This window comes from Micromonospora sp. LOL_023 (assembly GCF_048060115.1).
GTDB lineage: Bacteria > Actinomycetota > Actinomycetes > Mycobacteriales > Micromonosporaceae > Micromonospora_E.
Genome location: NZ_JBHMIM010000002.1, coordinates 38,715 through 62,813, shown reverse-complemented (window position 1 = coordinate 62,813; position 24,099 = coordinate 38,715). Strand labels below are relative to the sequence as shown.

Below are 24,099 nucleotides of genomic sequence, written 5' to 3'. Positions count from 1 at the left end.
AGTGAGGTGGACGTGTATCAGTTGGCGCTGTCAGCCGAGGTCCGGGATCTGCTGGACGCGACGGCGGACGAGATGGTCGAGCTGTTCGGCATCTCCCGTGCCGAGGCCGTCGCGCGGATCAACGAACGGTGGTACGGGCAGGACTTCTCCGGCGACGACGAGATGATCCTGCACGAGGACCGGCGGTACTGGGCGCTGTTCGTCTACTACGACGGCGAGGTCCCCGACTGGAGCGACGACGCCGACCGGTCCGGCTGGGTCGCCCGGCCGGCACCGGCCCGGGACTCCGGGCATTGGACCGTCCCGGGGTGATCACCCTGGGCCCGGTCAGCTGAGCTGACCGCACGACTACCGGCGGCGGGTGTTCCCGCCGACGCGTACAGCATCGGAAGCGACCGCGACGAGGCGTACTGCCTGATCTACGACGGCGACCGGTGGAGCGTCTACTACAGCGAACGGGGTCGCCGCACCGACGAGGTGCGGCACACCACCGAAGCCGAGGCCTGCGCGGACCTTGTCGGGCGACTGATGGGCGACCGCGTCGTGCGGAGCCGGAGTTCGGAAGGTCAGTTTGGTGAGTGAGGTCAGCTGATGGTGCAGATGGCCGTGCCGGCGCTGACGACCGCGCCGGCCTCAGCGGCCAGGCCGCTGACGGTGCCGGCCTTGTGGGCGTTGATCGGCTGTTCCATCTTCATCGCCTCCAGCACCACAATCAGGTCGCCCTCGGCCACCTGGTCGCCGTCAGCGACCGCGATCTTGATGATGGTGCCCTGCATCGGCGACACCAGGGCGTCGCCGCTGGCCGCTGCCGCGCTGGCGCCGCCCCGGCGGCGGGCCGGCTTTCGGGCCCCGGTCGGCGCGGCAGCCGTACCGCTGCCGAAGCCGGCAGGGAAGCTGACCTCCAGCCGCTTGCCGCCGACCTCGACCACGACGGTCTCGCGGGGTTCGGGGGCGTCGTGGGCCGCCGCCGGTGCGGTGTACGCCGGCACGGTGTTGTCGAACTCGGTTTCGATCCACCGGGTGTGCACGGTGAACGGCTCGCTGGTGAACGCCTCGTCGCGGACCACCAGTCGGTGGAACGGCAGGGCAGTGGCCATCCCGTCGACGACCATCTCGTCCAGTGCCCGCCGGGCGCGTTCCAGCGCCTCGGTGCGGGTCTCGCCGGTGACGATCAGCTTGGCCAGCAGCGAGTCGAAGTTGCCGCCGACGACGTCACCGGCGACGACGCCGGTGTCCACCCGTACGCCGGGGCCGGTGGGCAGCCGCAGCGCGGTGATGGCGCCCGGCGCGGGCAGGAAGTTGCGGCCCGGGTCCTCACCGTTGATCCGGAACTCGATGGAGTGCCCGCGTGGGGTCGGGTCCTCGGTGAACCGCAGCGGCTCGCCGGCCGCGATCCGGAACTGCTCGCGGACCAGGTCGATGCCGGCGGTCTCCTCGGTGACCGGGTGTTCCACCTGCAGCCGGGTGTTGACCTCCAGGAACGAGATGGTGCCGTCGACGCCGACGAGATATTCGACGGTGCCGGCGCCGTGGTAGCCGGCCTCACGGCAGATCGCCTTGGCGCTGGCGTGGATCTCGGCACGTTGGGCGTCGGTGAGAAAGGGCGCAGGCGCCTCCTCGACGAGCTTCTGGTGGCGGCGCTGCAGCGAACAGTCCCGGGTGCCGACCACGATCACGTTGCCGTGCTGGTCGGCGAGGACCTGCGCCTCGACGTGCCGGGGGCGGTCCAGGTAGCGCTCGACGAAGCATTCGCCGCGACCGAACGCGGCGACCGCCTCACGGGTTGCCGAATCGAACAGGTCGGCGATCTCGGCCATCTCGCGGGCGACCTTCAGGCCGCGCCCGCCGCCGCCGAACGCGGCCTTGATCGCGACCGGTAGTCCGTGCTGCTCGGCGAAGGCGACCACCTCGTCCGGGCCGGCGACCGGGTCGGCGGTGCCAGGCACGAGCGGTGCGCCGGCCCGCTGGGCGATGTGCCGGGCGGTGACCTTGTCGCCGAGGTCGCGGATCGCCTGCGGGCTGGGGCCGATCCAGGTCAGCCCGGCGTCGATGACGGCTTCGGCGAAGTCGGCGTTCTCGGAGAGGAACCCGTACCCGGGGTGGACGGCGTCGGCCCCGGACCGGGCGGCGACGTCGAGCAGCTTGTCGATCCGCAGGTAGGTGTCGGCTGCGGTCTCCCCGCCGAGGGCGTACGCCTCGTCGGCGAGGCCGGCGTGCAGCGCGCCACGGTCGGCGTCGGCGTAGACCGCGACGCTGGTCAGGCCGGCGTCCTGACAGGCCCGGATGACCCGGACGGCGATTTCGCCCCGGTTTGCGACGAGAACCTTGCGCACGCCCTGTCCTCCTCTGCTCACGGACTAATGCGGGAGTCTAACGGCCGGCTTCATCGCCTTGACCAGCGCTGAGGGTGGGATGAGGCACTGCCCAATAGGCTGCGGATGTGTCTGCCACCCGGATGATGATTCTCGGCCTGGTCAACTGGATGCAACCGGTGCACGGCTACGACGTACGCCGGGAGCTGCTGAGCTGGCGCGCGGACAGCTGGGCCAACGTCGCCCCGGGCTCGATCTACCACGCACTGCGCAAGCTCGCCGAGGAAGGTCTGCTCCGGCAGGTGGGGACCGCTCAGATCGGTGCCCGGCCGGCCCGGACCAGTTACGAGATCACCGCGGCCGGAGTCGACGAGTTCGAGAGCCTGTTGCGCCAGCACTGGCGAGGATGCCGGCCGCCGGCCGAACCGTTCCTCAGCGCCTTCGCGTTCCTGCCGGCGCTGCCCAGAGCGGAGGCGGTCGAGGCGCTGCGGGCCCGCGCTACGACGCTGCGGGCCGGCAACGCCACCGCCCGCGCTGAGCTGGCCGGCGGCTGGCCGAGGCAGAAACCGTCGTACGTCGGCTGGATGCTGGAGCTGACGATTGCGCGTACCGAGGGGGAGATCGCCTGGTGTGAGCGGATCGCCGACCTGATCGAGTCGGGCGTTTCGTACCACCCGGTGGAGAAGTCCGCCGATCCGGCCTGGTCTGGGTGGCAGGCTGACCGTGACACGTCATCCGGCGCGCAGGAGGGGGAGCCGGCGTAAGGCCGCATCGGATAATCAACGTTGACTATAGGGTTCGCGTGGGCATAGCGTGCCAGACGCGACGTGGGAGCTGGCACTGTTCGGTGTGCCCACGGGGGAGAATGGCCGGCACCCGCTGGCCCGGCAGGCCAGGAGCACATTTCTATGATCGAGACCAAAGGGCTGCGGAAGTCGTTCCGTTCCCGGCAGGGGCGCGCCGCGAAGACCGTCGATGCGGTCCGAGGCGTCGACATGCTGGTCGAGGAGGGCGAGATCTTCGGCTTTCTCGGCCCCAACGGAGCCGGCAAGACGACCACGCTACGGATGCTCGCCACGCTGATCGAGCCGGACGGCGGGGAAGCCGTGATCGCCGGGGCCGACCTGCTGCGCAACCCCGGCGAGGTACGCCGCCGCATCGGCTACGTCGCCCAGGGCGGCAGCACCTGGGACGAGGTCACCGGCCGCGAGGAGCTGGTGATGCACGCCCGGATGTACGGCATCGGCAAGTCCGAGGCACAGCGGCGGGCCACCCGGGCCCTGGCCGCGTTCCAACTGACCGAGTACGCCGACCGCAAGTGCAAGACGTACTCCGGCGGGCAGCGGCGGCGCGTCGAGATCGCCCTGGGCATCATCCACGAGCCGAAGGTGGTCTTCCTGGACGAGCCGACCAGCGGCCTGGATCCGCAGAGCCGCGCCCACATGTGGGACGAGATCCGCCGGCTGCGCGCCGAGGGTATGACAGTCTTCATCACCACCCACTACCTCGACGAAGCCGACGCGCTCTGCGACCGGATCGCGATCATGGATCACGGTGAGGTCGTCACCGAGGGCACCCCCGCGGCGCTCAAGCGGGAGATCTCCGGCGAGGTCGTCACTGTCGGGCTGCCCGTCGGTACGGCGGCCACCGCCGCCCAACTGCTCGACAGCCAGCCGTACGTGACCAAGCTGGAAACTCCGGACGAGGGAGGTCTGCGGCTGTTCGTCGATGACGGTGCCACCGCGATCCCGCAGATCCTGCGTGCCATCGACGGCGCCGGTCTCGAGCTCGGTTCGATCGAGCTGCACCGGCCCAGCCTCGACGACGTGTTCCTCACCAAGACCGGCCGTTCGCTGCGCGAGAGCTGACCAGGGAGACCACACGATGAAGTTCCTCCGCGACACCTGGCTGATCTTCCAGCGGCAGGCGTTCCTGCTGCTGCGCAACCCCGTCTGGATCTTCGTCGGGGTGTTCCAGCCGGTCATGTACCTGGTCCTGTTCGCCCCGCTACTCAAGCCCGCCCTGGCCCCGATGGGGGCGACCACCAACGCGGAGGTCTACCGCCTCTTCGTGCCCGGTCTGCTGGTGCTGCTGGCCATCTTCGGCGGGCTGTTCCAAGGCTTCGGTCTGATCGCCGAGCTGCGCGCCGGGGTGATCGAACGCTCCCGGGTCACCCCGGTGAGCCGGTTCGCCCTGCTGCTCGGTCGCAGCCTGCGTGACGTGGTGTCCCTGCTGCTGCAGGCCGTCATCATCACGGTGCTGGCGATCCCGTTCGGGCTCACCGTGCACCTCGGCTACCTGCTGCTGGCCTACCTGCTGCTCGCCCTGATCGCGCTGATGACCTCGGCGGTGTCCTACGGCGTCGCGTTGCTGGTCCGCAGCGAGGACGCGCTCGCCCCGCTGATGAACACGGTGGCTCAGCCGGTGCTACTGCTCTCCGGCATCCTGCTGCCGCTGACGTTCGCACCGCTGTGGCTGCAGGGGGTGGCCAAGTGGAACCCGTTCGCCTGGGCGGTCGACGGCACCCGGGCGCTGTTCGCCGGCAACCTCGGCGACGATGCCGTCTGGCAGGGGCTGCTGATCACCCTGGTGCTGGCCAGCCTCGCGGTCACCTGGGCGGCCCGCGCCTTCGCCCGCAGCGTCCGCTAGCCCGCAGACCACCCGTTGGGCTGCCCTCTGCACACGGCAACGGCACAGAGGGCAGCGGTTCCAGGTTAGCGCCGGCTGGCCCGGCCCGCCGTCACCGGCGGCGGGCCAGGGTCAGCCCGTCGGCGATCGCCAGCATCACCACGTCCACCCGGTCGTCGGCGGCGACCTGCCGATTGAAGGCGACCATCGCCTCGTCCTCCGCGCCCTGTGGCGCCAGGACCCGGCCATGCCGCAGCACGTTGTCGACCACGATCAGCCCGCCGGGGCGCATCCGGGGCACCAGCTCACCCCAGTACACCGGGTAGCTGATCTTGTCGGCGTCGATGAAGGCCAGGTCGATGTGCGGCTCGTCCGGCAGCGCCCGCAGCGAGTCGGCCGCCGGCCCGATCCGCAGGTCGATCCGGTCGTCGACGCCGGCGCGCTGCCAGTAGCGGCGGGCCACCGAGGTGAACTCCTCCGACACGTCCAGGCAGATCAGCTGTCCGCCCGGCGCGAGACCCCGGGCGATCGCGAGCGCGGACAGCCCGGTGAAGGTGCCGACCTCGACCGCCTGACGGGCGTTCACCAGCCGGGTCAGCAACGTCATCAGCGCCGCCTGCTCGGGCGCGACCTGCATCTGCGCGTTCTCCGGCAGCGCGGTCGCGGTCTCGGCGATGAGATCACCGACGACCTCGTCGGGTGGGGTGCCATGTGCGACGACATAGGCCTGGAGAGTATCGGTCATCGGCAGGGTCTTGGTGGTCATACGCAGACGCTAGCCGGTCACCGCCCGCCGTCGGTCTCACCCCACAGATCGGTGATGGCGTAGCCGACGTCGGCGACAAGCCGGCGCAGCAACGGCAGCGACAGCCCCACGACCGTGCCGTGGTCACCCTCGATACGCTCCAGGAACGGGCCGCCCAACCCGTCGATGGTGAACGACCCGGCCACGTGCAGCGGCTCTCCGGTGGCCACGTACGCCGCCAGTTCCTCGTCGGTGATGTCGGCGAAGTGCACCACGGTGGCCGCGGTGCGTTCGGCATGCGCGCCGGTGGCGAGGCTGGTCAACGAATGCCCGGTGTAGAGCACCCCGGAACGTCCGCGCATCCGCCGCCACCGGGCCCGGGCGTCGGCGGCGTCCGCCGGCTTGCCGTAGACCGCCCCGTCGAAGGAGAGCACCGAGTCGCAACCAAGGACCAGCAGATCGGTGCCGTCGGCGGCCCGGTCCGGTCGGAGTCGCTCGGCGACGGCGGCCATCTTCATCCGGGCCAGCGCCAGGCACAACTCGTCGGCCCGGTCCAGCGTCACCGACTCTTCGTCGACCCCGCTGACCAACACCTGCGGGGTGATTCCGGCGGCCTGTAGCAGTTTGTGCCGGGCCGGACTCGCCGAGGCGAGCACCAGCCGCGGACGCAGCGAGGTAGGCACGAACGGTGAGGCTACCGGCCGGGTGGAAGCCGGCCGAACATCAGCGGGGCAGTGCCGACGCCCGCCAGGCGTCCGGCCCGGGGCGGGGCAGCGCACCGTCGGCCGGTCGGGCAGAGCGCTCCCACCGGGAGCCGGACGGCCGAGGGTCGCCACTGTCGGAAATCGGACGGGTACCCGCAACCACCGCACCGACGAGTGCGGCGAGCTCCTCGGCGCTCGGAGTGCCCCGTACGACCCGCCATTCCCGCTCCGCGTCGGCCATCGGCGCAGTTTACGTCCTGTCGGGCGGGTCAGCGACCTGCCCGATCATGGCCCGGCGCGAGTGGTGAGAATTACCAGCGCGATGTGACCGCCGCGGGGTTGGCGGATCGTACAATATGACGCGCGGCTCACACCGCCGCGTGCCGATCGTGTGGCACTCAGATCTTCCGGGTACGGTCATTTGGATGTCCGTGGTGCCCCCGCAACTAGTTGCTGACCGTTACCGGCTGGTCGAGCCGCTCGGTCAAGGCGGCATGGGCCGGGTCTGGATGGCCCGGGACGAGGTGCTGCACCGCGACGTCGCGATCAAGGAACTGGTGCCGCCGCCGGGTCTGACCACCCAGGAACGCCGCGAGATGCGCGAACGTTCGATGCGGGAGGCGCGGGCGATCGCCCGGCTCAATCACATCAACGTGGTACGCGTCTTCGACGTCCTGCAGACCGACGGTGACCCGTGGATCGTCATGGAGTACGTGGCGTCGCGGTCGTTGCAGGACGTGCTCGCCGAGGCCGGCCCGGTGCCGGCCGTCCGGGCCGCGGAGATCGGAATCGGGGTGCTCGGCGCGCTGCGGTCGGCCCACCTGTCCGGAGTGATGCACCGTGACGTCAAGCCCGGCAACGTTCTGCTCGGCCACGACGGCCGCGTGGTGCTGACCGACTTCGGGCTCGCCACCGTTCCCGGTGACCCCAACGTCACCCGGACCGGGCTGGTGCTCGGATCACCGGCGTACATCGCTCCGGAGCGGGCGCGGACCGGCAGCGCCGGGCCGGAAGGTGACCTGTGGTCCCTCGGTGCCACCCTGTACGCGGCCGTCGAAGGACAGTCGCCGTACGCACGGCCGACCGCGATCGCCACGCTCTCCGCGTTGGCCACCGAGCCCCCGCCGCCGGCCCGCCGGGCGGGTCCGCTCAAACCGGTCCTCGCCGGGCTGCTGCGCAAGGACCCACACGCCCGGATGAAGGCCGACGAAGCGGAGCGGCTGCTCATCCGGGCGAGTGGTCGCGGTCCCCGTCGCGGTCGCTCACTGCTCGACGGGGTACGCCGACCCAGCCCGCTCGGGTCCCGTGAGGTCCGGCCGGGCGAGTCCCGTACCGGACTCGTGCCCGGTCCACGTGCCGGCGCCGCTCGTATCCCGACTCCGGGCACCCCGCTGCCGACGGCGTTGCCGGTGGTCCCCGGGCCGGCCAAGTACAGCGCGCCCGTCCGGCCGGCCAGTTCGGCCGACGCGACCCGAGTCGTCACGCCGGCCGGGGCCGAGCCGGCGGCCGAGACGACGGTCCTCCCGCCGCAAGCCAGGACGACGCAACAGAAGGTCCCGGCTGGGCAGGCACCGACAGCGAAGGCCACGGCCGGTGCGGCTCCGGTCGACTCCACCGCCCTCGCCGCAGCGGCACCGGCGACGGAGCAACCAGCCGACGCCGCCGAAACCGGCAGCGGACAGCCGGTCGCAGCCGGGCCGGCCGCCCAGACGGCGGTGACCGACGGTACGGCCGTCGACGGTACGGCCGTCGACGGTACGGCCGTCGACGGTACGGCCGTCGACGGTACGGCGGTCGAGGCAGCGGCGCCGACCGCGCCGTCGGACACGGACCGTTCAGCAGCGGTCTCAGCTCCCGCTCCGGCCCCGGCCCCGGTGATCGCGAACGCCGCGGTGCCGCCGCCAGACACCCAGAGCCGGCAGAACTGGTCCGGCCCCGCGCGGGTCTTCGACCGGGTCGCCCGGACCACCACCACGGTGCCGCGCAAGTGGTTGCTCAGCGGCGTGGCCGGGGCGGTCGTGCTGGTGCTCCTGGTGACCGTCGCGTTGCTCAGCTCCGGCGACGAGGGCGAACGGCGCGGGCAGCTCGGCACCGACCCGCAGCCGGCGCCGCCAGCGGCGAGCGCCGCCGCGTCCACCGAGCCGACCCCCGAACCGGGCTCGGTCGCGCCGACGCAGGCCGCGCCCGTCGCGTCAGCGGAACCGCCGCAGAGCAGCGCTCCGACCCCGTCGCCGGATCAGAACGCGCCGCTGCCCGCCGGGTGGCGGCTGCACCAGGACTCCACCGGCTTCTCCGTGCCGGTGCCCGAAGGCTGGTCGGTCAGCAGGCAGGGTAGCCGGGTCGAGTTCCGGGAGACCACCCAGCTGGGTCGGCTGATCATCATCGACCAGACCAACGAGCCCAAGTCCGATCCGGTCGCCGACTGGGAGAACCAGGAGAGCAACCGCCGGAGCGGCTACATCAACTACGAACGGGTCCGGATCGAAGCCGTCGACTACTATATTTCGGCGGCCGACTGGGAGTTCCGGTACACCAGTAGGCAGGGTAACCGGCTGCAGGTGCGCAACCGTGGCTTCGTCACCGCCCCGGACCAGGCGTACTCGATCTACTGGTCCACCTCTGCCGACCGGTGGCAGGAGGACCTGGTGTTCTTCGACCTGATGGCGAGCCGGTTCCAACCCGCTTCGAGCTGAGCGGAGACTCACCCGCATGAACTTCCGATCTTCGGGGTAACAACCGGAGCACGACGGAAGGAGGGTGCGACATGTTCAACCGTCGACGAATCGTCAAGCCGAGTGTGGCACTGTGGATGCTGGTGGCCGTGGCCGACCTGGCCCTGCTGGTCGCCAGTGTCGGTCTGCTGACCGTACTGCTGGTGCTCTCCGGCGCCGCCAGCGTGGCCGTCGCCGCGGTCGGTGCCTTTCGAATGGTCGGCCGCAGTCTGGCCGGCGACCACCGGTCGGCCTAGCGCCGCGGTCTGGTGGGCCTGATGCGCGGTGAGTAGGCTCGCGGGCTGTGTCGATAACCGGGCTGACGGAAATGTGGGATCGCCTCTTCGGAGCGCAGCCCGACCCGCCGCCGCTGCTGGTGCTGATCACCGCGGCCGTGGCGTTGGTCGTGGTGATCATCCGGTTGCCGTGGCGGATCGCCCGCAACGCGATCACCATCGCGCACGAGGGCGGCCACGCGCTGATCGCGCTGGTAACCGGCCGCAAACTGCGGGGGATCCGGCTGCATTCAGACACTTCCGGGCTGACGCTGTCCGCCGGCCGGCCCACCGGGCTCGGCATGATCCTCACCCTGCTGGCCGGGTACGTCGCACCGTCACTGGTCGGCCTGGTCGGGGCGTGGCTGCTCGGCGGCAACCGGATCACCCTGCTGCTGTGGATCGCCGTCGCGCTGCTGTTCGCCATGTTGCTGCTGATCCGCAACGTCTTCGGCATCGTGTCGATCATGGTCACCGGTGGGGTGGTCTTCGCCGTCTCATGGTTCGCCAGCCCGCAGGTGCAGGCCGCTTTCGCGTACACCGGGGTGTGGTTCCTGCTGATCGGCGGGATCCGGCCGATCGGCGAGTTGCAGCGCCTCCGCGCCCAGGGCCGGTCGCCGGAATCGGACGCCGACCAGCTCGCCCGGCTGACCCGGATTCCCGGCCTGATCTGGGTGGGTTTCTTCGGGCTGGTCACCGTCATGGCCCTGGTCGTCGGCGCGTTGTTGCTGACCGGCCCGATGCTGCCGGAGCTCAGCCTGCCGGCCGTCGGCCTGTCCGGGCAGTGACGGCCGACCGCCAGCGCGGGCCTACAGCGGGATGTTGCCGTGCTTCTTCGGCGGCAGGGTCTCCCGCTTGCCGCGCAGCATCCGTAGCCCTCGGGACACCTGCACCCGGGTCTGTGACGGGGCGATCACCGAGTCGACGTAACCGCGCTCAGCGGCGACGTAGGGGTTGGCCAACCGCTCCTCGTACTCGGCGATCCGCTGCGCCCGCACGGCGGCCTGGTCGTCGGCAGCGGCCAGCTCCGCGCGGTGCAGGATGTTGACCGCGCCCTGCGCGCCCATCACCGCGATCTGCGCGGTCGGCCAGGCGAAGTTGAGATCCGCGCCGAGATGCTTGGAACCCATCACGTCGTACGCCCCGCCGTAGGCCTTGCGGGTGATCACGGTGACCTTCGGTACGGTCGCCTCGGCGTACGCGTAGATCAGCTTCGCGCCGCGCCGGATGATCCCGTCCCACTCCTGGTCGGTGCCGGGCAGGAAGCCCGGAACGTCGACGAAGGTGAGCACCGGGATGTTGAACGCGTCGCAGGTGCGCACGAACCGGGCGGCCTTCTCCGAGGCGCCGATGTCCAGGCAGCCGGCGAAGTGCATCGGCTGGTTGGCGACCACCCCGACCGGCCGGCCCTCGACGCGCCCGAACCCGACCACGATGTTCCGCGCGTAGAGCGGCTGGACCTCCAGGAACTCGCCGTCGTCGAGGACGTGTCCGATCACCCGGTGCATGTCGTACGGATGGTTCGCCGAGTCTGGGACGATGCTGTCCAGCTCACGGTCGTCGTCGGTGACGGTCGGCGACGGCTCAGCCGGCAGCGTGGGCGGGTCGTCGAGGTTGTTGCTCGGCAGGTACGCCAGCAGCGCCTTGACGTAGTCGATCGCGTCGTCCTCGTCGGTCGCCAGATAGTGGGCGTTGCCGCTGGTGGCGTTGTGGGTTCGGGCGCCGCCGAGCTCCTCCATCCCGACGTCCTCGCCGGTGACCGTCTTGATCACATCGGGGCCGGTGATGAACATGTGCGACGTCTTGTCGACCATGATGGTGAAATCGGTGACGGCCGGGGAGTAGACCGCCCCGCCGGCGCACGGCCCCATCACCAGGGAGATCTGCGGGATCACGCCGGAGGCGCGTACGTTGCGGAAGAAGATCTCGCCGTAGCGGCCGAGGCTGACCACCCCCTCCTGGATGCGGGCGCCACCGGAGTCGTTGATGCCGATCATGGGACAGCCGATCTTCATCGCCAGGTCCATCACCTTGACGATCTTCTCGCCGAACACCTCACCGAGCGAGCCGCCGAAGACGGTGAAGTCCTGTGCGAAGACGCACACCTGCCGCCCGTCGACTGTGCCGTAGCCGGTGATCACCCCGTCGCCGTACGGGCGGGTCCGCTCCAGCCCGAAGTCGGTCGACCGGTGCCGGGCGAACTCGTCGAGCTCGACGAAGGAACCCTCGTCCAGCAGCATCGCGATGCGTTCCCGGGCGGTCTTCTTGCCCCGGGCATGCTGTTTCTCCACCGCGCGGGCCGAGCCGGCGTGCACCGCCTCGTCGACCCGCCGTTCCAGATCCGCCAGCTTGCCGGCGGTGCTGTGGATGTCGGTTCCGGCCCCGGACTGCTCACTCGTCACGCCCACACCGCGGATCGTATCGACGCGACGACGTCGGGGCCGGCACGGATCGTGTGCGGTTTCCCTCAGTAGTGGGCCCAGGCCGCCGGTGCTGGGGGGCGTGATCGGCGGCGTCCGTCACGTTTCCTCTGCGTTGTCCTGTTCGTTACCACCACCGTGACGGTGTTGGGAGTCGCACTTATCGCGTCCGGGCTGACCGTGTTGCTGGTGATGTGGCGCACGCTCTGGCCGGGTCGGGCGATCGCCGAGGGCTGGACGGTCCCCGAGGGCCGGGTCGATGTCGAGACGGCGTCGCCGTCCGGCACGGGGCGCGTCGACGGGGGTGGCCGTCGGCGGCGTGGCCGTCGGCGGGCGACCCGCACCGGTCTGTTCCGCCGCCAGCGTGCCGCCACCGCTGCGGTCACGGCGGCCACGGTCACCGGCTCGGCCACCACCACCGTGACGGCCGCGGTCGCGCTGGTCCCGCAGCAGCGCGTCGGCGCAGGCGTACGGGCGACCGGGGCGCCCGTGGCGGCACCGGCCCCGCAGCCCGGGGTCGAGCCGCGGCCCGGGGCCGAGCGGCCGACCGCCACGGAGGAGTTCGACTGGTTCGACCACGAGGTCTTCGTGCCGGTGATTGGTACGACCGTCACCGGCGAGCCCTTCCGTGGGGTCGCCCCGGTACCGGACGGCCGGCACCGTCGGCGCTGAGCGCCGTAGGGTGGACTGATGCCCAGTTCGCCGTACACCGACCTGGATCGCCCTCCGCTGGATCAGCGGGCGCTGCGTCGGGCGCTCGTCGTCCCCGGTGGCCTCTGGACCGACCTGGAGGTGCGCCCGGTGACCAGATCCACCAACGCGGACGTGCTCGCCGCCGCTCGGGCCGGCGCGGCGGAAGGCCTGGTCGTCGCGGCGGAGCAGCAGAGCGCCGGCCGGGGCCGGCTGGGCCGGGACTGGATCTCCCCGCCCCGGGCCGGGCTGGCGGTGAGCGTGCTGTTGCGTCCGGCGCAGGCCCGTCCGTCGCGGGGGTGGCCGGCGGTGCCGATCTCCCGCTACGGCTGGCTGTCGCTGCTCGCCGGTGTCGCGCTGGCCGAGGCGGTGACCCGGCTGACGGAGCTGCCGGCGAGGTTGAAGTGGCCCAACGACCTGTTGATCGACGGTGCCAAGTGCGCCGGGATCCTCGCCGAAGCGGCGCCGGTCGGACCGGCCGCGCTCGCCGCGCCGTCGACTCCACCGGAGCTGGTCGGGGCGGCGACCGCCGACGCACCCGCAGTGGTGCTGGGTATCGGACTGAACGTCACGCTGCGATCCGACGAGTTGCCGCAGCCCGGTGCCGGGCTGCCGGTGACGTCGCTGCAGCTGGCCGGGGCCTCGACGGCGGACCGGGATCCGTTGCTGCGGGCGGTGCTGCGTGGGCTGGAGAGCTGGTACGGGCGATGGCGCGGTGCCGGGGGCGACCCGGTGGCCGCCGGGCTGCATCCGGCGTACCTGCGAAACTGTGTGACGCTGGGCCACGAGGTGCGGGTGTCGTTGCCGTCCGGCTCGGTCCATGTCGGGGTGGCACGCACGATCGACGACGATGGCCGGCTGGTGGTTCGGACCGCCGACGGTGACGTGGCGGTGTCGGCCGGCGACGTGTCACATGTGCGCCCTGGTGGAACGCCGGGAAACGGTACGCACGGTTGACGATTCTGCGTCGGTGACCCGCTACGGTCACCCCGGCGGCCGTAGCGTGGCCCGCCGGCCGGGCCCGCTTGCCCGGCCCCGGTCGAGGAGGTTGGCGTGGCGTTTCCCGAGGACATGCTCACGGATGACGAGCATGTCGTGTTGCACCTGCACCCGCACTGGAAGGTCCTGGTGCGACCGGTGCTGGTGAGCTTGTTGGCGGTCGCCGCGGTGGTGGCCGGATTCCTACTGTTGCCCGACGGCACCGGTGCGACGGTGGCGCTCTACGCGATCGCCGTGGTCGCGCTGTCGCTGGTGCTCTGGCTGGCGCTCTGGCCGTTGGTGGTCTGGCGGTCCACGCACTACGTGTTCACCAACGAACGGGTCGTGCTGCAGCACGGGGTGTTCTCCCGGGAACGTCGGGACATCCCGCTCAACCGGGTCAACGACCACTCGATGAATCAGCAGTTCAGCGAGCGGCTGCTGGGATGTGGCACGCTGACGATCGAGTCGGCCGGCGAACGTGGACAGACCGTCCTCGCCGACATTCCCGGCGTCGGTCGGGTGCAGACCAAGCTGTACGAGTTGGTGGAGGCCCACCACGACCGGCACAGCCTGGGCGACGGTGAGATGCGGGAGATCCTGCAGGAGGTCCGGCAGGACCGTGCCGGGGAGTCTCCGGCGCCGTCCTGACGGCTGAGTCGTAGCGGCCGGTCTGCCGGGATCAGCCCGGCGGGCCGCCGTCACGCCGGGCGAACCAGCCCCGGAAGCGGGTCCGTAGCACCTCGCGTTCGGGCCGGTCGTAGGTGTCGATCCGGGTCAGCGAGCCGAGCAGGGTGACGGTGCCGAGTCCGGGGCGGGCGCTGGACAGCTTGCGGCCGAGCACGTCGAGGCGCCCGGCGAGGCGATCTCCGGCGTACACCGGGGCCAGCCAGCGCAGCTCTTCCAACCCCGGGGAGGCGTCGGCGGCCGCCCGGGAGAGCACCGCTTCGACGTAGGCCCGCATGAAGAGGCTCACGGTGAAGAAGCCGCTGGCGATGAGTACGCCATGGTGACTGTCCCGGGCCAGCCGTGCGTCGATGTGGTACCACTGTGGATCGAATCGCTCGGCGAAGCTGACCATCTCCGCGCCATCCACAGTGGTGACGCCAAGGTCGAAGGAGCCGCCGGGGGTGAGGTCCTCGAAGAACAGGTCGGCGTCACCGCCGGTGCCGGAACGCACAGCCGTGCGTCAGTGGTTGCCCGGGCGGGTCCCTGCGGCGACGCCCGCAGTGGAACCGATGCCGGTCGGATCGGACAGAGGGGCTGGGCTGTCCAGCACCTGATCGGCCGGCCGCTTGGGTGCCACCTGTTGCGGGATACGGGATGCCGACTCCGCGTCGACCGGTGGCGCCGACGGCGCGGGCCGGAAGACGAACGTTCGGTAGGCCCAGAAGCGGAAGATCGTGCCGAGCGCCAGGCCGAAGACCTTGACGATGTTGAGCGTCAGCAGCCCGGTCATACCGAAGCCGTACTTGGCCAGCGCCAGGATGCCGACCTCGATCAGCAGCCCGGTGATGTTGAACAGGAAGAACAGCACGTACTCGCGCCGCAGGGCCGACCTGGGTCGGTCCCGATAGGTCCAGTGCCGGTTCATGAAGTACGACGTGGTGGTGGCCACGATCGCCGCGACGACTGTCGCCTTCAGCTGACCGTCGGCGAGAACGGTCAGCGCCAGCGTGTTGAACACCGCGAAGTTGATCACCGTATTGATGCCGCCCACGGTGCCGAACTTCAGGACCTCGCGGATGAACCTCTGCCACCGATCGGGCAGAAGGCGGAGTAGTCGCATCAGATCACCATACGGCAGTTCGGGTGCCAGCCTGGTGCTACCGGCCAGGTGGGCCGCGCCGCCCAGCAGGTGGATCAGGCCGGTTCACCCGGCCGGTCCGGGGCGGCCGGGTCGCGGGTCACTCGCGTTCGGCGGCCGGGTCGCGGGTCACTCGCGTTCGGCGACCGCCGCGGGCACCACGGCGGGCGCGGCGACGATGAAGACGAACCTGCGGTACGCCCAGAACCGGAACAGGGTGCCCAGTGCGACCCCGACCCCGTTGGCCGCGATGTTGTCGGCGAGCAGGCTGCGGAACACCACAGGCCAGATGCTGCCCAGCCCGTAGTGGCTGATCGCCAGGCAGCCGAGCCCGATGCCGAGTCCGACCGCGTTGAAGAAAAAGTAGAGCCCGTATTCACGGGCGAGTCCGGACCGGGCCCGGTGGCGCCAGGTCCAGAACCGGTTGCCGACGAACGCCACCGACGCGGCCGCCACCGTCGACAGGGTCTTGGCGGTCAGCGGACCCATCCCGAAGACGCTGGCGGCGATGTTGAACAGCACGATGTCGATGATGAACGCCACTCCACCGACGACGCCGAACTTGCCCGCCTCGCGGACCAGCAGGCCGAACCGGTCACGGATCCGGTCCGCCAACGACGACGCGGTGGCGGGCGCGGATGAGCCTCCGGCGGCGGGCGCGGGCACGCCTTCGAGCGTAGCGGTTGTCGGCGTGCCAGGTGGCGCGGTGGGGCGGCAGCCACTCGGCTTCACTGACCCGAACTTCACATCGGTCACCCAAAGTAATCGCATTGGGTGCGAGTGGTCCGCCGGAGGATTTTGCGTACAACTGCTCGTTGGAGCGAGAAACAGCTCGTCAGATTGCAGATGACCCCATCTTGTGCAGTTGTTCACAAGCTCCACGGCTGTCTCGGACGGTCGATCGGTTTACCCTGAGTCCAACTCCCGGACTTGTATCCCGGCGGCTGGCCCAGCCATTCGCCGGTGCCCGTGCACTCCAGGAACGAGGTCAGCGCCGACCACGAGGAGATCGCCATGACTGCAACGGCCACCACGCCCCTGACGTCGAACAGTCCGAGTCCCGCTCCCACCAACCACACCCGTCTGCTCGCCTGGGTGCGCGAGATCGCCGCCCTGACCACGCCGGAGCAGGTCGTCTGGGCGGACGGCTCAGCTGCCGAATGGCACCGGCTCACCGATGAACTCGTCGACTCCGGCACCCTGGTCCGGCTCGACGGCGAACGCCGCCCGAACTCCTTCTGGGCCCGTACCGACCCGACCGACGTGGCCCGGGTCGAGGAGCGCACCTTCATCTGCTCCACCGACGAATCCGATGCCGGACCGACCAACAACTGGATGGACCCGGCCGAGATGAAGCGGGTGATGACCGACCTGTACCAGGGCTGCATGCGCGGACGCACCATGTACGTGGTGCCGTTCTGCATGGGCTCGCTGGACGCCCCGGAGCCGATGTTCGGCGTGGAGCTCACCGACAGCGCGTACGTCGTCGCGTCGATGCGGATCATGACCCGGATGGGTGCCGAGGTGCTCACCGCGATGGGCGACGACGCCGAGTTCGTGCCGGCCCTGCATTCGGTGGGCGCTCCACTGGAGCCCGGCCAAGCCGATGTGCCGTGGCCGGCCAACGAGACCAAGTACATCTCACACTTCCCGCAGACCCGGGAGATCTGGTCGTACGGCTCCGGGTACGGCGGCAACTCCCTGCTCGGCAAGAAGTGCTACTCGCTGCGGATCGCCAGCGTGCTGGCCCGCGACCAGGGTTGGCTCGCCGAGCACATGCTGATCCTCAAGCTCACCGCGCCGAACGGCCAGGTCCGCTACATCGCCGGCGCGTTCCCGTCGGCCTGCGGCAAGACCAACCTGGCGATGCTGGAGCCGACCATCCCCGGTTGGAAGGTCGAGACCGTCGGCGACGACATCGCCTGGATGCGGTTCGGCGAGGACGGCCGGCTGTACGCGGTCAACCCCGAGTACGGGCTGTTCGGCGTCGCACCGGGCACCGACTGGCGGACCAACGCCAACGCCATGCGTACCCTCGACCGAGGCAACTCCATCTTCACCAACGTCGCGCTGACCGACGACCGCGACGTCTGGTGGGAGGGGATGGGTGAGCCGCCGGCGCACCTGACCGACTGGCGGGGCGAGGACTGGAACCCCGACCGGGGCACCGACGCCGCCCACCCGAACAGCCGGTTCTGCACCCCGATCACCCAGTGTCCGATCCTGGCCGACGAGTACCACGACCCGCGCGGGGTGCCGATCGACGCGATCCTCTTCGGCGGCCGGCGCCGGACCACCGTGCCACTGGTCACCGAGGCACGCGACTGGGTGCACGGCGTCTATCTGGGCGCCACCCTCTCCTCGGAGACCACCGCGGCGGCCGCCGGTAAGGTCGGTGTGGTCCGCCGCGACCCGATGGCGATGCTTCCGTTCATCGGCTACCACGCCGGGGACTACTTCCGGCACTGGATCGAGATGGGCAAGGGCGTCGACGGCGACGCGGCCAAGCTTCCCCGGATCTTCTACGTCAACTGGTTCCGCCGGGGCGACGACGGCCGATTCCTCTGGCCAGGCTTTGGCGAGAACTCCCGGGTGCTCAAGTGGATCGTCGAGCGGCTCGACGGCACCGGGGCGGCGGTGGAGACCCCGATCGGGCAGGTGCCGACCGTCGACGCGCTCGACCTGACCGGGCTGGAGACCGACCCGGCGGACGTCGCGGCGGCCCTGGCCGTCGACCCGGCGCAGTGGCGCGAGGAGCTGCCGCAGATCACCGAGTGGTTCGAGCGGTTCGGCGACAAGCTGCCCGGCGTGCTGTGGGCGGAGCTGGACGCCCTGCGAGCCCGGCTGGACGCCGCCGGGTGACGGTTGGATAGCCTGCGCCGGTGGCGGCAGTCGATCCCGGTCCGGACCGTCCAGACACGGTCCGGACCGCAGCGCCCCGCCTGCCGTCACCGGTCCGCCTGCTGCTCTGGTTGCTCGTGGCCACCGCGGCGGCCACCGTCGTGGTCGACCTGCTCAATTGGCGGTACGCCGCCGAGCACGATGTCGGTATGGCGGTCCGCTCCGGCTGGACGCTGCTGCGGACCCTCGGATTCCTGGTTCTCATCTGGCAGGTCCGTCGGGGCAGGGCGAGCGCCCGACCGTTCGGGCTGATCCTGGCGGTCACCACGGTCTTTGCCGTCGGTCGGCTGATCGTGCCCCGCACCGGGGTGCCGCCGCTGCCCGGAATCGCCGGGTTCGGCCTGCTGGCCGGGTGCTGCCTGGCGGTGGTCTGGCTGCTGTACCGGTCCGCAACGGTGCGCGGGCACCTCGTCCGGCACCCGGCCCGACCGGTCCGCGCCGGCCGCGGTCTGGCCTGGCGGGAGGTGCCACCGAAGCGGCCACCGGTCGCCGGTGGGCTGCTGGTCGCCCGGGTGTCGGCGTACACCTATCCGCCGCTGATGCTGGTGCCGGCCCTGGTGTCGATCGGGGTGCTGCTCGACGGCCGGCTGGTCGCGACTCCCGTGGTGCTGGGCTGGATCGTCGCCGCGATGGCCACCAGCTACCTGGTGCTGCTGCTCTCCTTCTTCATGCTGCGCGGCAGACGCTGGGCCCGCGGCCTGCTCGTCGTGGTCAGCCTCGGTGTGCTCGCCGTCGACCTGCCGCTGTGCTGGTGGCTGCTCGGGGTCGATGGACTGATCCGCGACGGCGTGCCACTGGTGGTGGCGGTGGTGCTCGCGTTCTACGGTGTGTGGCGGGCCGGTCGCGCCGAGCGTGCCGTCGTCGATTCCGTTGTCGGCCCGCCGTGACCGGCGGGTGTGCTGCCGGCCCACCGTCACCCGACGGTCAGGAGATGTGGTGAGCGGACCGGCGATCGTCGACGTCGCGGTGGTGGGTGCCGGCCCGGCCGGTGCCGCCGCGGCGATCGCCGCGCGTCGTGCCGGCGCCGAGGTGCTGCTGCTGGACCGGGCCGAGTTTCCCCGTGACAAGCCGTGCGGCGACGGTATCGCCCCGCACGCGCTCGACGTCCTGGCCGGCCTGGCGGTACCGGACCCGGCCGCCGGGTACGCCCCGGTGACCAGCCTGCGGATGACCGCCCCGCACGGCGGTCAGGTCGCCGCCCGGCTGGCTCGGCCCGCGTACACGGTGCCGCGGACCGTCTTCGACGCCCGGTTGGTCGCCGCCGCTGTCGCCGCCGGAGCCCGGCTGCGGCGACACACCGTCCGCCGGATGGTGGTCCGCGACGATCTGGTGCTGCTCGACGGTGAGATCGCGGCCCGGGCGGTGATCGGTGCGGACGGTGCCGGATCGGTCGTGCGGCGGGCGCTGGGCCACGGCCCGAACCCGGACGGACATCTGGCTCTGGCGATCCGCGGCTACGCGCCGGTCGATCCGGCGACCGATCGCGATGACCCGGCCGAGCAGCGGATCGTCACCACGGCCACCGGCTGGCCCGCGTACGCCTGGTCGTTTCCGATCGGTGACGGTCGCGCGAACGTCGGGTACGGCCAGGTGCTGCGTGGCCGGCCACTGACCCGGTCGCACCTGCTCGACCGGCTCGCCGAGTTGCTGCCGGGCGTCGATCTGGCCCGGGTCACCGATCTGCGCGCGCACCACCTGCCGCTGTCCACCCGGCGTCCCCCGGTGGGCGCGGGCCGGGTGGTGCTGGCCGGCGACGCGTTGTCGCTGATCAACCCGTTCACCGGGGAGGGCATCTTCTACGCGGTCCTCTCCGGCGCGCTCGCCGGTGCGGCGGCGGCGGATCCGGCGTACGCCGCGTACGCGGCCCGCCGCTACCGGTCGGCGCTGCGGCGGCGGCTCGGCGGGCATCTGCGCGACAGCACCATCGGTGCCTGGTTGGCTCGCAGACCAGCGGTGGTGGACGCCGCGGTGGCGGCCGCCGGCCAACACCGCGGCGTCTTCGACACGATCATCGAGCTCGGAGTCGGCGACGGCCGACTCGGCATGTCGACCGCGCGCCGGCTCGCGGTTCAGTTGTTGACCCACCAGTTGGGCGATACCGCGTGGCGGCCGCCGGGCCGCTAGTCTGCAGGGGATGACTCTGCGGGACCTGCTCTACTCGGTCTATGAGCGACGGCTCATGGCGAAGCTGGCGGGCAAGCCGGTGCCTGGCCACGTGGGCGTGATGTGTGACGGCAACCGGCGTTGGGCCCGGGAGATGGGGTTCGTCGACCCCAACGACGGGCACCGGGTCGGCGCGGCGAAGATCAAACATCTGCTCAACTGGTGCGACCAGGCCGGTATCGGCCACGTCACGCTCTACCTGCTGGCCACCGACAATCTGCGTCGGCCAGCCAGTCAGCTGGATCCGTTGCTGCAGATCATCGAAGATCTGGTGACCGAGTTGGCCGAGGACGGCAACCCGTGGCGGCTGCGGATCGTCGGCGCGCTCGACCTGTTGCCCGGCCCGACCGCCACCGCGTTGAAGGCGGCCCAGGAGCGGACCCAGACCCGCTGCGAGGGCGCGCAGGTCAACATCGCAGTCGGGTACGGCGGGCGCCGGGAGATCGCCGACGCGGTCCGGTCGCTGCTCTACGAGTACGCCAAGTCCGGCGGCACCCTGGAGGAACTGGCCGAGGTGCTCGACGTCGACCACATCTCCGAGCATCTGTACACCCGGGGACAACCGGATCCAGATCTGGTGATCCGGACCAGCGGTGAGCAGCGGCTCTCCGGTTTCCTGCTCTGGCAGTCGGCGCACTCGGAGTTCTACTTCTGCGACGTGAACTGGCCGGACTTCCGCCGGGTGGACTTCCTGCGGGCCCTGCGGTCGTACGCCAACCGGCAACGCCGCTACGGCGCCTGACCGCCGGGTAGCCGAAGAGCCGGTGCTCAGCCGAGGGAGGCCGCCGCTCAGTCGACGGCGGCCCGGCCAGGGGGTCAGTCGAGGGCGTGCACGGCCGAGGTGAGGAAGTCGCCGAGGGCCTCCGGCGAGTCGATGGTCAGGTCGGCGGCCGCCGACACGTCGTGTCCGGTCTCCGAGTTGGCGACCGCCACGCAGACGCCGAAGAAGTCCGGGTTGGCGGCCTCGTGCGCCCGCAGCGCGGCGAAGGCCTTGATGTCGGAGACGTCGTCGCCGAAGTACCAGGCACAGCCTGCGGTGCCGACCGCCTCGCCGATGACCATGCCCTTGTCCCGGGCGACCGGTGGCTTGAGCTCGATGACCATGCGGCCGCCCTGGACGGTCAGCCCGAGCCGGTCGGCCTGTTCGTGACCCCACGCTTCGACCGTTGCGGCCAGGTCGGGCGCGGTCCGGTAGTGCAGGGCCACCGAGAGTCGTTTGAACTCGACCAGGGCACCGGCCGGCAGCTCGGCGCGGGCCCGCTCGGCCAACTCCTCCATCGCCGGCACCCAGGGCAGCGCCGCGGGCTCGGTGACCGTCGGCCCGGAGCCGTGGCTGTGCTCCAGCCCGTACAACCCGTAGAGGTCGACGTCCGAGACCGCCGCGAACTGGGTGCGAAGGAAGTCGACGGGGCGGGCGGACACGATCGCGATCCGCTGCACCACCCCGACGAGTGACTCGATCGCCGCCAGCACCTTGGGCGCTGGTTGCACCGAGGTGGGATCGTCGCCGACCGGAGCGAGTGTGCCGTCGAAATCGAAGAACAGCACGCAACGGTCGGCGCGATCGATGGTGGCTCGCCAGGCCTGCTCCGCGGTGAGCGGTTGGGCCAAGCGCTGGTTTCCTACATCGAACGGCCGCACGGGCGCCAGAGTACCTGTTGAGGGGCCAGGTGCCAGACCTCTGGGCGGATGAACGTTCGGGTACGCCGACGCGACCACTTACGGTCCGCGTACCGCTGACGGTCAGTCGTCGCTGCCGCTCATCAGCCGCCGGCTGTGCATCCGCGGTGGAAATTGCACGACGGCGGCGTCCTGTTGTTGGCCCTGTCGGAGCAAATAGCCTTCGACGAAGCCAGCGTTTCGGTCGCTGACGTTGGAGTCGACCTCATTGAGGCGCGCTATGAGGAATTCGGTGAGTGCGGTCAGCCGTCCCTGTTGCCGGTCGTAGAGGTGCGCGATGACCGCTACCAGGGTGGCGACGGCCGCGGCGGCGATGACGAACATGTTCACCACCGCTGGTACCTCGCCGGCCCGGAGAAGGGCGACCACGGTATTGGTGGTGCCGCAAGTAGTGATCGCGACGGCCGCGATCACCACTGCCGACCATTTGAGGGTCATCGGTTTCGACCCTCCCTTCTGCGCCCGCAGGGCTGTGTCCGGCCTTGTCCCGTCCCCCCGCCGACGACGAGCCCAAGCAGTACGGAGAGGAACGTTATCGTGACTCAGCGTGCATGTGGGGCGGAATCGGGCTGCTTGATCGGCTTTCTTTCGCCATCTGAGAACTACCCTGCCCGCTTGGGCCCTTTGCGAGGTTCGACCAAGAGTGGAGGTCGATAGGCGAGATACCGGATAGTCTCCCGGATGTGAAACTTCTCCGCGTCTGAAACATTAGGGTCGACCAGGCGTCGGAGCAGGGCCTCCACGTCCGGATCCATCGGTGGGGCGATGGGGGTCGGGCGTGCGCTGGTGGCCCGGTCCCAGCCGAGCACGCCGAACGCCACGGTCGGATTGATGTCGAGTCCTTCGCAGAAGGCGACCACCCGCTCGGCCTCCGGGTCGCTGGACCACTCGCCGCGTACCCACCGGTTGATGGTCTGTCGGGACACCCCGGTCCGCCGGGAGACCTCGGAACCGGTCCAGGCCCGGACCGCTCGTGCGTCCGCGAGGGACTTGCGTACGAAGGCGGCGAAGGCGATCTTCCGCCCGGCTGAGCTGTCCGGCACCGGCCGACGGTACGGCGAACCACCACTCGCCCTGGGGGCAGGAAGTCGTCTGTACTGCGTCTGTGACAAAGCTTTGTGAATCTCTGTCGGGAAATCTTCCCTTGTGGTGAGGGGTGGCACGGCTGCAGTCTAGATTTCTGAGCGAGGTGACGCTAATCACCCGAAAAGACGATGCTGTCACTTGTGCGTGACGCTTTACTCTGTGTCACGGAACTGAGACGCTGAGTGAGTAGAGTTGTCGCTTGCGCGTGACGGAGAGGGTGCGGTGACCGAGCTAGCCACCCGCGCACAGGCCTTCGGGCTGATCGCGGACGCCGTAGCCGCAGGGCTGAGCGCGCCATGGCGGCTCTATCTGGCCCGAGGGTGTCGCCACCTGTCGTTCAACGTCGGTGACCGCGGCGAGTGGAACGCGTGGCGGTCGCACCTGGGCTGCCCGGAGTTGAGCGTGCGGGTGTACGACGCCGGAGGCGAGATCCGGCGAGCGTCGACCGCGGAGGTCGTCCTCGGCGGCTGCCGGATCAGCGTGGAACTGGTCGAAGAGGTGCGGACCGACGACATCGATCGGCTCCTCACTGCCGACACGACGTCGTTGGAGCCGGAGGAGACATGATCAGACGGATCGAGGCCACTGGATGAGCCCGTTCTTCGCGGTCTTCCTGGTGCTGCTGCTGGCCTCGTCCAGCTATGCCGCCGGTCGGCTGCACGGCCAGCTCAGCTACCGGATCGGCTACCGCTTCGGCTACCGCCAGGGGTACTTCGACGGCGACCGCGGGGCGTGGAACCACCGGCGTCGCGACGCCCAGGCCGCGATCGCCGCGGTGCTGCCGGCGGCGGCGCCAGTGGCACCGGCCACCCCCGCCGCGCCGGAGCGCCCAGCCGGCGCCGAACTCGCCGCCCGGCAGGGCACCACGTACACCGGTGCCGCCTTTGTCGGGTCGGCCGCCAGCGGCCGGCACTCGAAGGAGGTCCTGACCGGGCCACGTCCCTGAACGTCGACCGGCCTGGGGTCCGGAGACTTTCCGACCACGATTCAGACTTTCCC

Annotated in this window: 27 protein-coding genes; 16 read left to right on the top strand and 11 right to left on the bottom strand. The window is 70.6% G+C overall.

The genetic code is table 11. The features are described 5' to 3' along the window. The first annotated feature begins 6 nt into the window (after positions 1 to 6). Complete coding sequence (locus ACFHVL_RS01420) at positions 7 to 312, top strand: hypothetical protein (RefSeq protein WP_416624833.1); 306 nt, start codon at positions 7 to 9, stop codon at positions 310 to 312. A 272-nt stretch (positions 313 to 584) separates the two neighbouring features. Here the strand turns inward: ACFHVL_RS01420 and ACFHVL_RS01415 are convergent, their stop codons facing one another. Next, complete coding sequence (locus ACFHVL_RS01415) at positions 585 to 2,333, bottom strand: acetyl/propionyl/methylcrotonyl-CoA carboxylase subunit alpha (RefSeq protein ID WP_416624832.1); 1,749 nt, start codon at positions 2,331 to 2,333, stop codon at positions 585 to 587. 107 nt (positions 2,334 to 2,440) lie between these two features. On the opposite strand from ACFHVL_RS01415, the gene ACFHVL_RS01410 reads away from it, so the two are divergent. From ACFHVL_RS01410 to ACFHVL_RS01400, 3 genes are all read left to right on the top strand, one after another. Continuing rightward, positions 2,441 to 3,076: a PadR family transcriptional regulator gene (locus tag ACFHVL_RS01410; RefSeq protein ID WP_416624830.1), complete on the top strand. Its 636-nt coding sequence runs from the start codon at positions 2,441 to 2,443 to the stop codon at positions 3,074 to 3,076. Positions 3,077 to 3,220: 144 nt separating this feature from the next. Then, on the top strand, positions 3,221 to 4,180 hold the full coding sequence (locus ACFHVL_RS01405; RefSeq protein WP_416624828.1) for an ATP-binding cassette domain-containing protein: 960 nt from the start codon (positions 3,221 to 3,223) through the stop codon (positions 4,178 to 4,180). A 16-nt stretch (positions 4,181 to 4,196) separates the two neighbouring features. Further along, positions 4,197 to 4,961, top strand: a complete 765-nt coding sequence (locus tag ACFHVL_RS01400; RefSeq protein WP_416624826.1) for an ABC transporter permease — start codon at positions 4,197 to 4,199, stop codon at positions 4,959 to 4,961. A 91-nt stretch (positions 4,962 to 5,052) separates the two neighbouring features. On the opposite strand, the gene ACFHVL_RS01395 is transcribed toward ACFHVL_RS01400, so the two are convergent. From ACFHVL_RS01395 to ACFHVL_RS01385, 3 genes are read right to left on the bottom strand one after another with little or no spacing between them, the layout of a single operon-like run. Continuing rightward, entirely contained in the window at positions 5,053 to 5,706 is a 654-nt protein-coding gene (locus tag ACFHVL_RS01395; protein WP_416624825.1) for an O-methyltransferase, read from the bottom strand. Positions 5,707 to 5,723: 17 nt separating this feature from the next. Then, positions 5,724 to 6,368: a Maf family protein gene (locus tag ACFHVL_RS01390; RefSeq protein WP_416624823.1), complete on the bottom strand. Its 645-nt coding sequence runs from the start codon at positions 6,366 to 6,368 to the stop codon at positions 5,724 to 5,726. A gap of 40 nt (positions 6,369 to 6,408) precedes the next feature. Next, on the bottom strand, positions 6,409 to 6,630 hold the full coding sequence (locus ACFHVL_RS01385; protein WP_416624821.1) for an acyl-CoA carboxylase subunit epsilon: 222 nt from the start codon (positions 6,628 to 6,630) through the stop codon (positions 6,409 to 6,411). Positions 6,631 to 6,814: 184 nt separating this feature from the next. Between ACFHVL_RS01385 and ACFHVL_RS01380 the strand changes: the two genes are divergently transcribed. The 3 genes from ACFHVL_RS01380 to ACFHVL_RS01370 all read left to right on the top strand — a co-directional run bounded on the left by ACFHVL_RS01380 (position 6,815) and on the right by ACFHVL_RS01370 (position 10,163). Further along, a complete protein-coding gene (locus ACFHVL_RS01380; RefSeq protein WP_416624819.1) occupies positions 6,815 to 9,082 on the top strand; it encodes a protein kinase domain-containing protein in 2,268 nt (755 codons plus the stop codon). 71 nt (positions 9,083 to 9,153) lie between these two features. Further along, positions 9,154 to 9,357 (top strand): hypothetical protein, encoded by a 204-nt coding sequence (locus ACFHVL_RS01375; protein WP_416624817.1) that lies wholly within the window; start codon positions 9,154 to 9,156, stop codon positions 9,355 to 9,357. 71 nt (positions 9,358 to 9,428) lie between these two features. Further along, positions 9,429 to 10,163, top strand: a complete 735-nt coding sequence (locus tag ACFHVL_RS01370) for a M50 family metallopeptidase (RefSeq protein WP_416624816.1) — start codon at positions 9,429 to 9,431, stop codon at positions 10,161 to 10,163. A 21-nt stretch (positions 10,164 to 10,184) separates the two neighbouring features. On the opposite strand, the gene ACFHVL_RS01365 is transcribed toward ACFHVL_RS01370, so the two are convergent. Further along, positions 10,185 to 11,777 (bottom strand): acyl-CoA carboxylase subunit beta, encoded by a 1,593-nt coding sequence (locus ACFHVL_RS01365; RefSeq protein WP_416625054.1) that lies wholly within the window; start codon positions 11,775 to 11,777, stop codon positions 10,185 to 10,187. A 165-nt stretch (positions 11,778 to 11,942) separates the two neighbouring features. Here ACFHVL_RS01365 and ACFHVL_RS01360 point away from each other — a divergent pair, with 165 nt between their 5' ends. From ACFHVL_RS01360 to ACFHVL_RS01350, 3 genes are all read left to right on the top strand, one after another. After that, positions 11,943 to 12,467, top strand: coding sequence for a hypothetical protein (locus ACFHVL_RS01360; RefSeq protein WP_416624814.1), 525 nt, complete (start codon positions 11,943 to 11,945; stop codon positions 12,465 to 12,467). 18 nt (positions 12,468 to 12,485) lie between these two features. Then, a complete protein-coding gene (locus ACFHVL_RS01355) occupies positions 12,486 to 13,442 on the top strand; it encodes a biotin--[acetyl-CoA-carboxylase] ligase (RefSeq protein ID WP_416624812.1) in 957 nt (318 codons plus the stop codon). A gap of 96 nt (positions 13,443 to 13,538) precedes the next feature. Continuing rightward, positions 13,539 to 14,114, top strand: coding sequence for a PH domain-containing protein (locus ACFHVL_RS01350; RefSeq protein ID WP_416624810.1), 576 nt, complete (start codon positions 13,539 to 13,541; stop codon positions 14,112 to 14,114). A gap of 31 nt (positions 14,115 to 14,145) precedes the next feature. Here the strand turns inward: ACFHVL_RS01350 and ACFHVL_RS01345 are convergent, their stop codons facing one another. The 3 genes from ACFHVL_RS01345 to ACFHVL_RS01335 form a co-directional block, all read right to left on the bottom strand. Next, complete coding sequence (locus ACFHVL_RS01345) at positions 14,146 to 14,643, bottom strand: MaoC/PaaZ C-terminal domain-containing protein (protein ID WP_416624808.1); 498 nt, start codon at positions 14,641 to 14,643, stop codon at positions 14,146 to 14,148. Positions 14,644 to 14,652: 9 nt separating this feature from the next. After that, positions 14,653 to 15,252: a GtrA family protein gene (locus tag ACFHVL_RS01340; RefSeq protein ID WP_416624806.1), complete on the bottom strand. Its 600-nt coding sequence runs from the start codon at positions 15,250 to 15,252 to the stop codon at positions 14,653 to 14,655. A 147-nt stretch (positions 15,253 to 15,399) separates the two neighbouring features. Then, complete coding sequence (locus ACFHVL_RS01335; RefSeq protein WP_416624804.1) at positions 15,400 to 15,936, bottom strand: GtrA family protein; 537 nt, start codon at positions 15,934 to 15,936, stop codon at positions 15,400 to 15,402. Positions 15,937 to 16,284: 348 nt separating this feature from the next. Between ACFHVL_RS01335 and ACFHVL_RS01330 the strand changes: the two genes are divergently transcribed. Genes ACFHVL_RS01330 through ACFHVL_RS01315 form a run of 4 tightly spaced genes read left to right on the top strand, consistent with a single transcriptional unit; the run spans position 16,285 to position 21,076 of the window. Next, complete coding sequence (locus tag ACFHVL_RS01330; protein WP_416624803.1) at positions 16,285 to 18,132, top strand: phosphoenolpyruvate carboxykinase (GTP); 1,848 nt, start codon at positions 16,285 to 16,287, stop codon at positions 18,130 to 18,132. Positions 18,133 to 18,152: 20 nt separating this feature from the next. Beyond that, a complete protein-coding gene (locus ACFHVL_RS01325) occupies positions 18,153 to 19,058 on the top strand; it encodes a hypothetical protein (protein ID WP_416624802.1) in 906 nt (301 codons plus the stop codon). Positions 19,059 to 19,104: 46 nt separating this feature from the next. After that, positions 19,105 to 20,295 carry a geranylgeranyl reductase family protein gene (locus ACFHVL_RS01320; protein ID WP_416624800.1) on the top strand — a complete coding sequence of 397 codons (1,191 nt, stop codon included), beginning with the start codon at positions 19,105 to 19,107 and terminating at the stop codon, positions 20,293 to 20,295. 10 nt (positions 20,296 to 20,305) lie between these two features. Beyond that, the gene (locus tag ACFHVL_RS01315; protein ID WP_326555526.1) at positions 20,306 to 21,076 is read left to right on the top strand and encodes an isoprenyl transferase; all 771 of its coding nucleotides are present in this window, start codon (positions 20,306 to 20,308) and stop codon (positions 21,074 to 21,076) included. A 74-nt stretch (positions 21,077 to 21,150) separates the two neighbouring features. Here the strand turns inward: ACFHVL_RS01315 and otsB are convergent, their stop codons facing one another. The 3 genes from otsB to ACFHVL_RS01300 all read right to left on the bottom strand — a co-directional run bounded on the left by otsB (position 21,151) and on the right by ACFHVL_RS01300 (position 23,057). Beyond that, positions 21,151 to 21,975, bottom strand: a complete 825-nt coding sequence (otsB, locus tag ACFHVL_RS01310; RefSeq protein WP_416624799.1) for a trehalose-phosphatase — start codon at positions 21,973 to 21,975, stop codon at positions 21,151 to 21,153. Positions 21,976 to 22,077: 102 nt separating this feature from the next. Continuing rightward, complete coding sequence (locus ACFHVL_RS01305; protein WP_416624798.1) at positions 22,078 to 22,428, bottom strand: hypothetical protein; 351 nt, start codon at positions 22,426 to 22,428, stop codon at positions 22,078 to 22,080. A 188-nt stretch (positions 22,429 to 22,616) separates the two neighbouring features. Then, entirely contained in the window at positions 22,617 to 23,057 is a 441-nt protein-coding gene (locus ACFHVL_RS01300; protein ID WP_416624796.1) for an XRE family transcriptional regulator, read from the bottom strand. 265 nt (positions 23,058 to 23,322) lie between these two features. Between ACFHVL_RS01300 and ACFHVL_RS01295 the strand changes: the two genes are divergently transcribed. Further along, positions 23,323 to 23,667 carry a hypothetical protein gene (locus ACFHVL_RS01295; protein ID WP_416624795.1) on the top strand — a complete coding sequence of 115 codons (345 nt, stop codon included), beginning with the start codon at positions 23,323 to 23,325 and terminating at the stop codon, positions 23,665 to 23,667. Positions 23,668 to 23,689: 22 nt separating this feature from the next. Further along, positions 23,690 to 24,046: a hypothetical protein gene (locus ACFHVL_RS01290; protein WP_416624793.1), complete on the top strand. Its 357-nt coding sequence runs from the start codon at positions 23,690 to 23,692 to the stop codon at positions 24,044 to 24,046. Positions 24,047 to 24,099 lie beyond the last annotated feature (53 nt).

Excerpts from the sequence above, each read along its gene's own strand:
- ACFHVL_RS01290 (WP_416624793.1), top strand. The coding sequence starts at position 23,690 with ATGAGCCCGTTCTTCGCGGTCTTCCTGGTGCTGCTGCTGGCCTCGTCC.
- ACFHVL_RS01405 (WP_416624828.1), top strand. The coding sequence starts at position 3,221 with ATGATCGAGACCAAAGGGCTGCGGAAGTCGTTCCGTTCCCGGCAGGGG.
- ACFHVL_RS01355 (WP_416624812.1), top strand. The coding sequence starts at position 12,486 with ATGCCCAGTTCGCCGTACACCGACCTGGATCGCCCTCCGCTGGATCAG.
- ACFHVL_RS01330 (WP_416624803.1), top strand. The coding sequence starts at position 16,285 with ATGACTGCAACGGCCACCACGCCCCTGACGTCGAACAGTCCGAGTCCC.
- ACFHVL_RS01340 (WP_416624806.1), bottom strand. The coding sequence starts at position 15,252 with ATGCGACTACTCCGCCTTCTGCCCGATCGGTGGCAGAGGTTCATCCGC.
- ACFHVL_RS01375 (WP_416624817.1), top strand. The coding sequence starts at position 9,154 with ATGTTCAACCGTCGACGAATCGTCAAGCCGAGTGTGGCACTGTGGATG.
- ACFHVL_RS01395 (WP_416624825.1), bottom strand. The coding sequence starts at position 5,706 with ATGACCACCAAGACCCTGCCGATGACCGATACTCTCCAGGCCTATGTC.
- ACFHVL_RS01380 (WP_416624819.1), top strand. The coding sequence starts at position 6,815 with ATGTCCGTGGTGCCCCCGCAACTAGTTGCTGACCGTTACCGGCTGGTC.
- ACFHVL_RS01315 (WP_326555526.1), top strand. The coding sequence starts at position 20,306 with ATGACTCTGCGGGACCTGCTCTACTCGGTCTATGAGCGACGGCTCATG.
- ACFHVL_RS01400 (WP_416624826.1), top strand. The coding sequence starts at position 4,197 with ATGAAGTTCCTCCGCGACACCTGGCTGATCTTCCAGCGGCAGGCGTTC.
- ACFHVL_RS01385 (WP_416624821.1), bottom strand. The coding sequence starts at position 6,630 with ATGGCCGACGCGGAGCGGGAATGGCGGGTCGTACGGGGCACTCCGAGC.
- ACFHVL_RS01370 (WP_416624816.1), top strand. The coding sequence starts at position 9,429 with ATGTGGGATCGCCTCTTCGGAGCGCAGCCCGACCCGCCGCCGCTGCTG.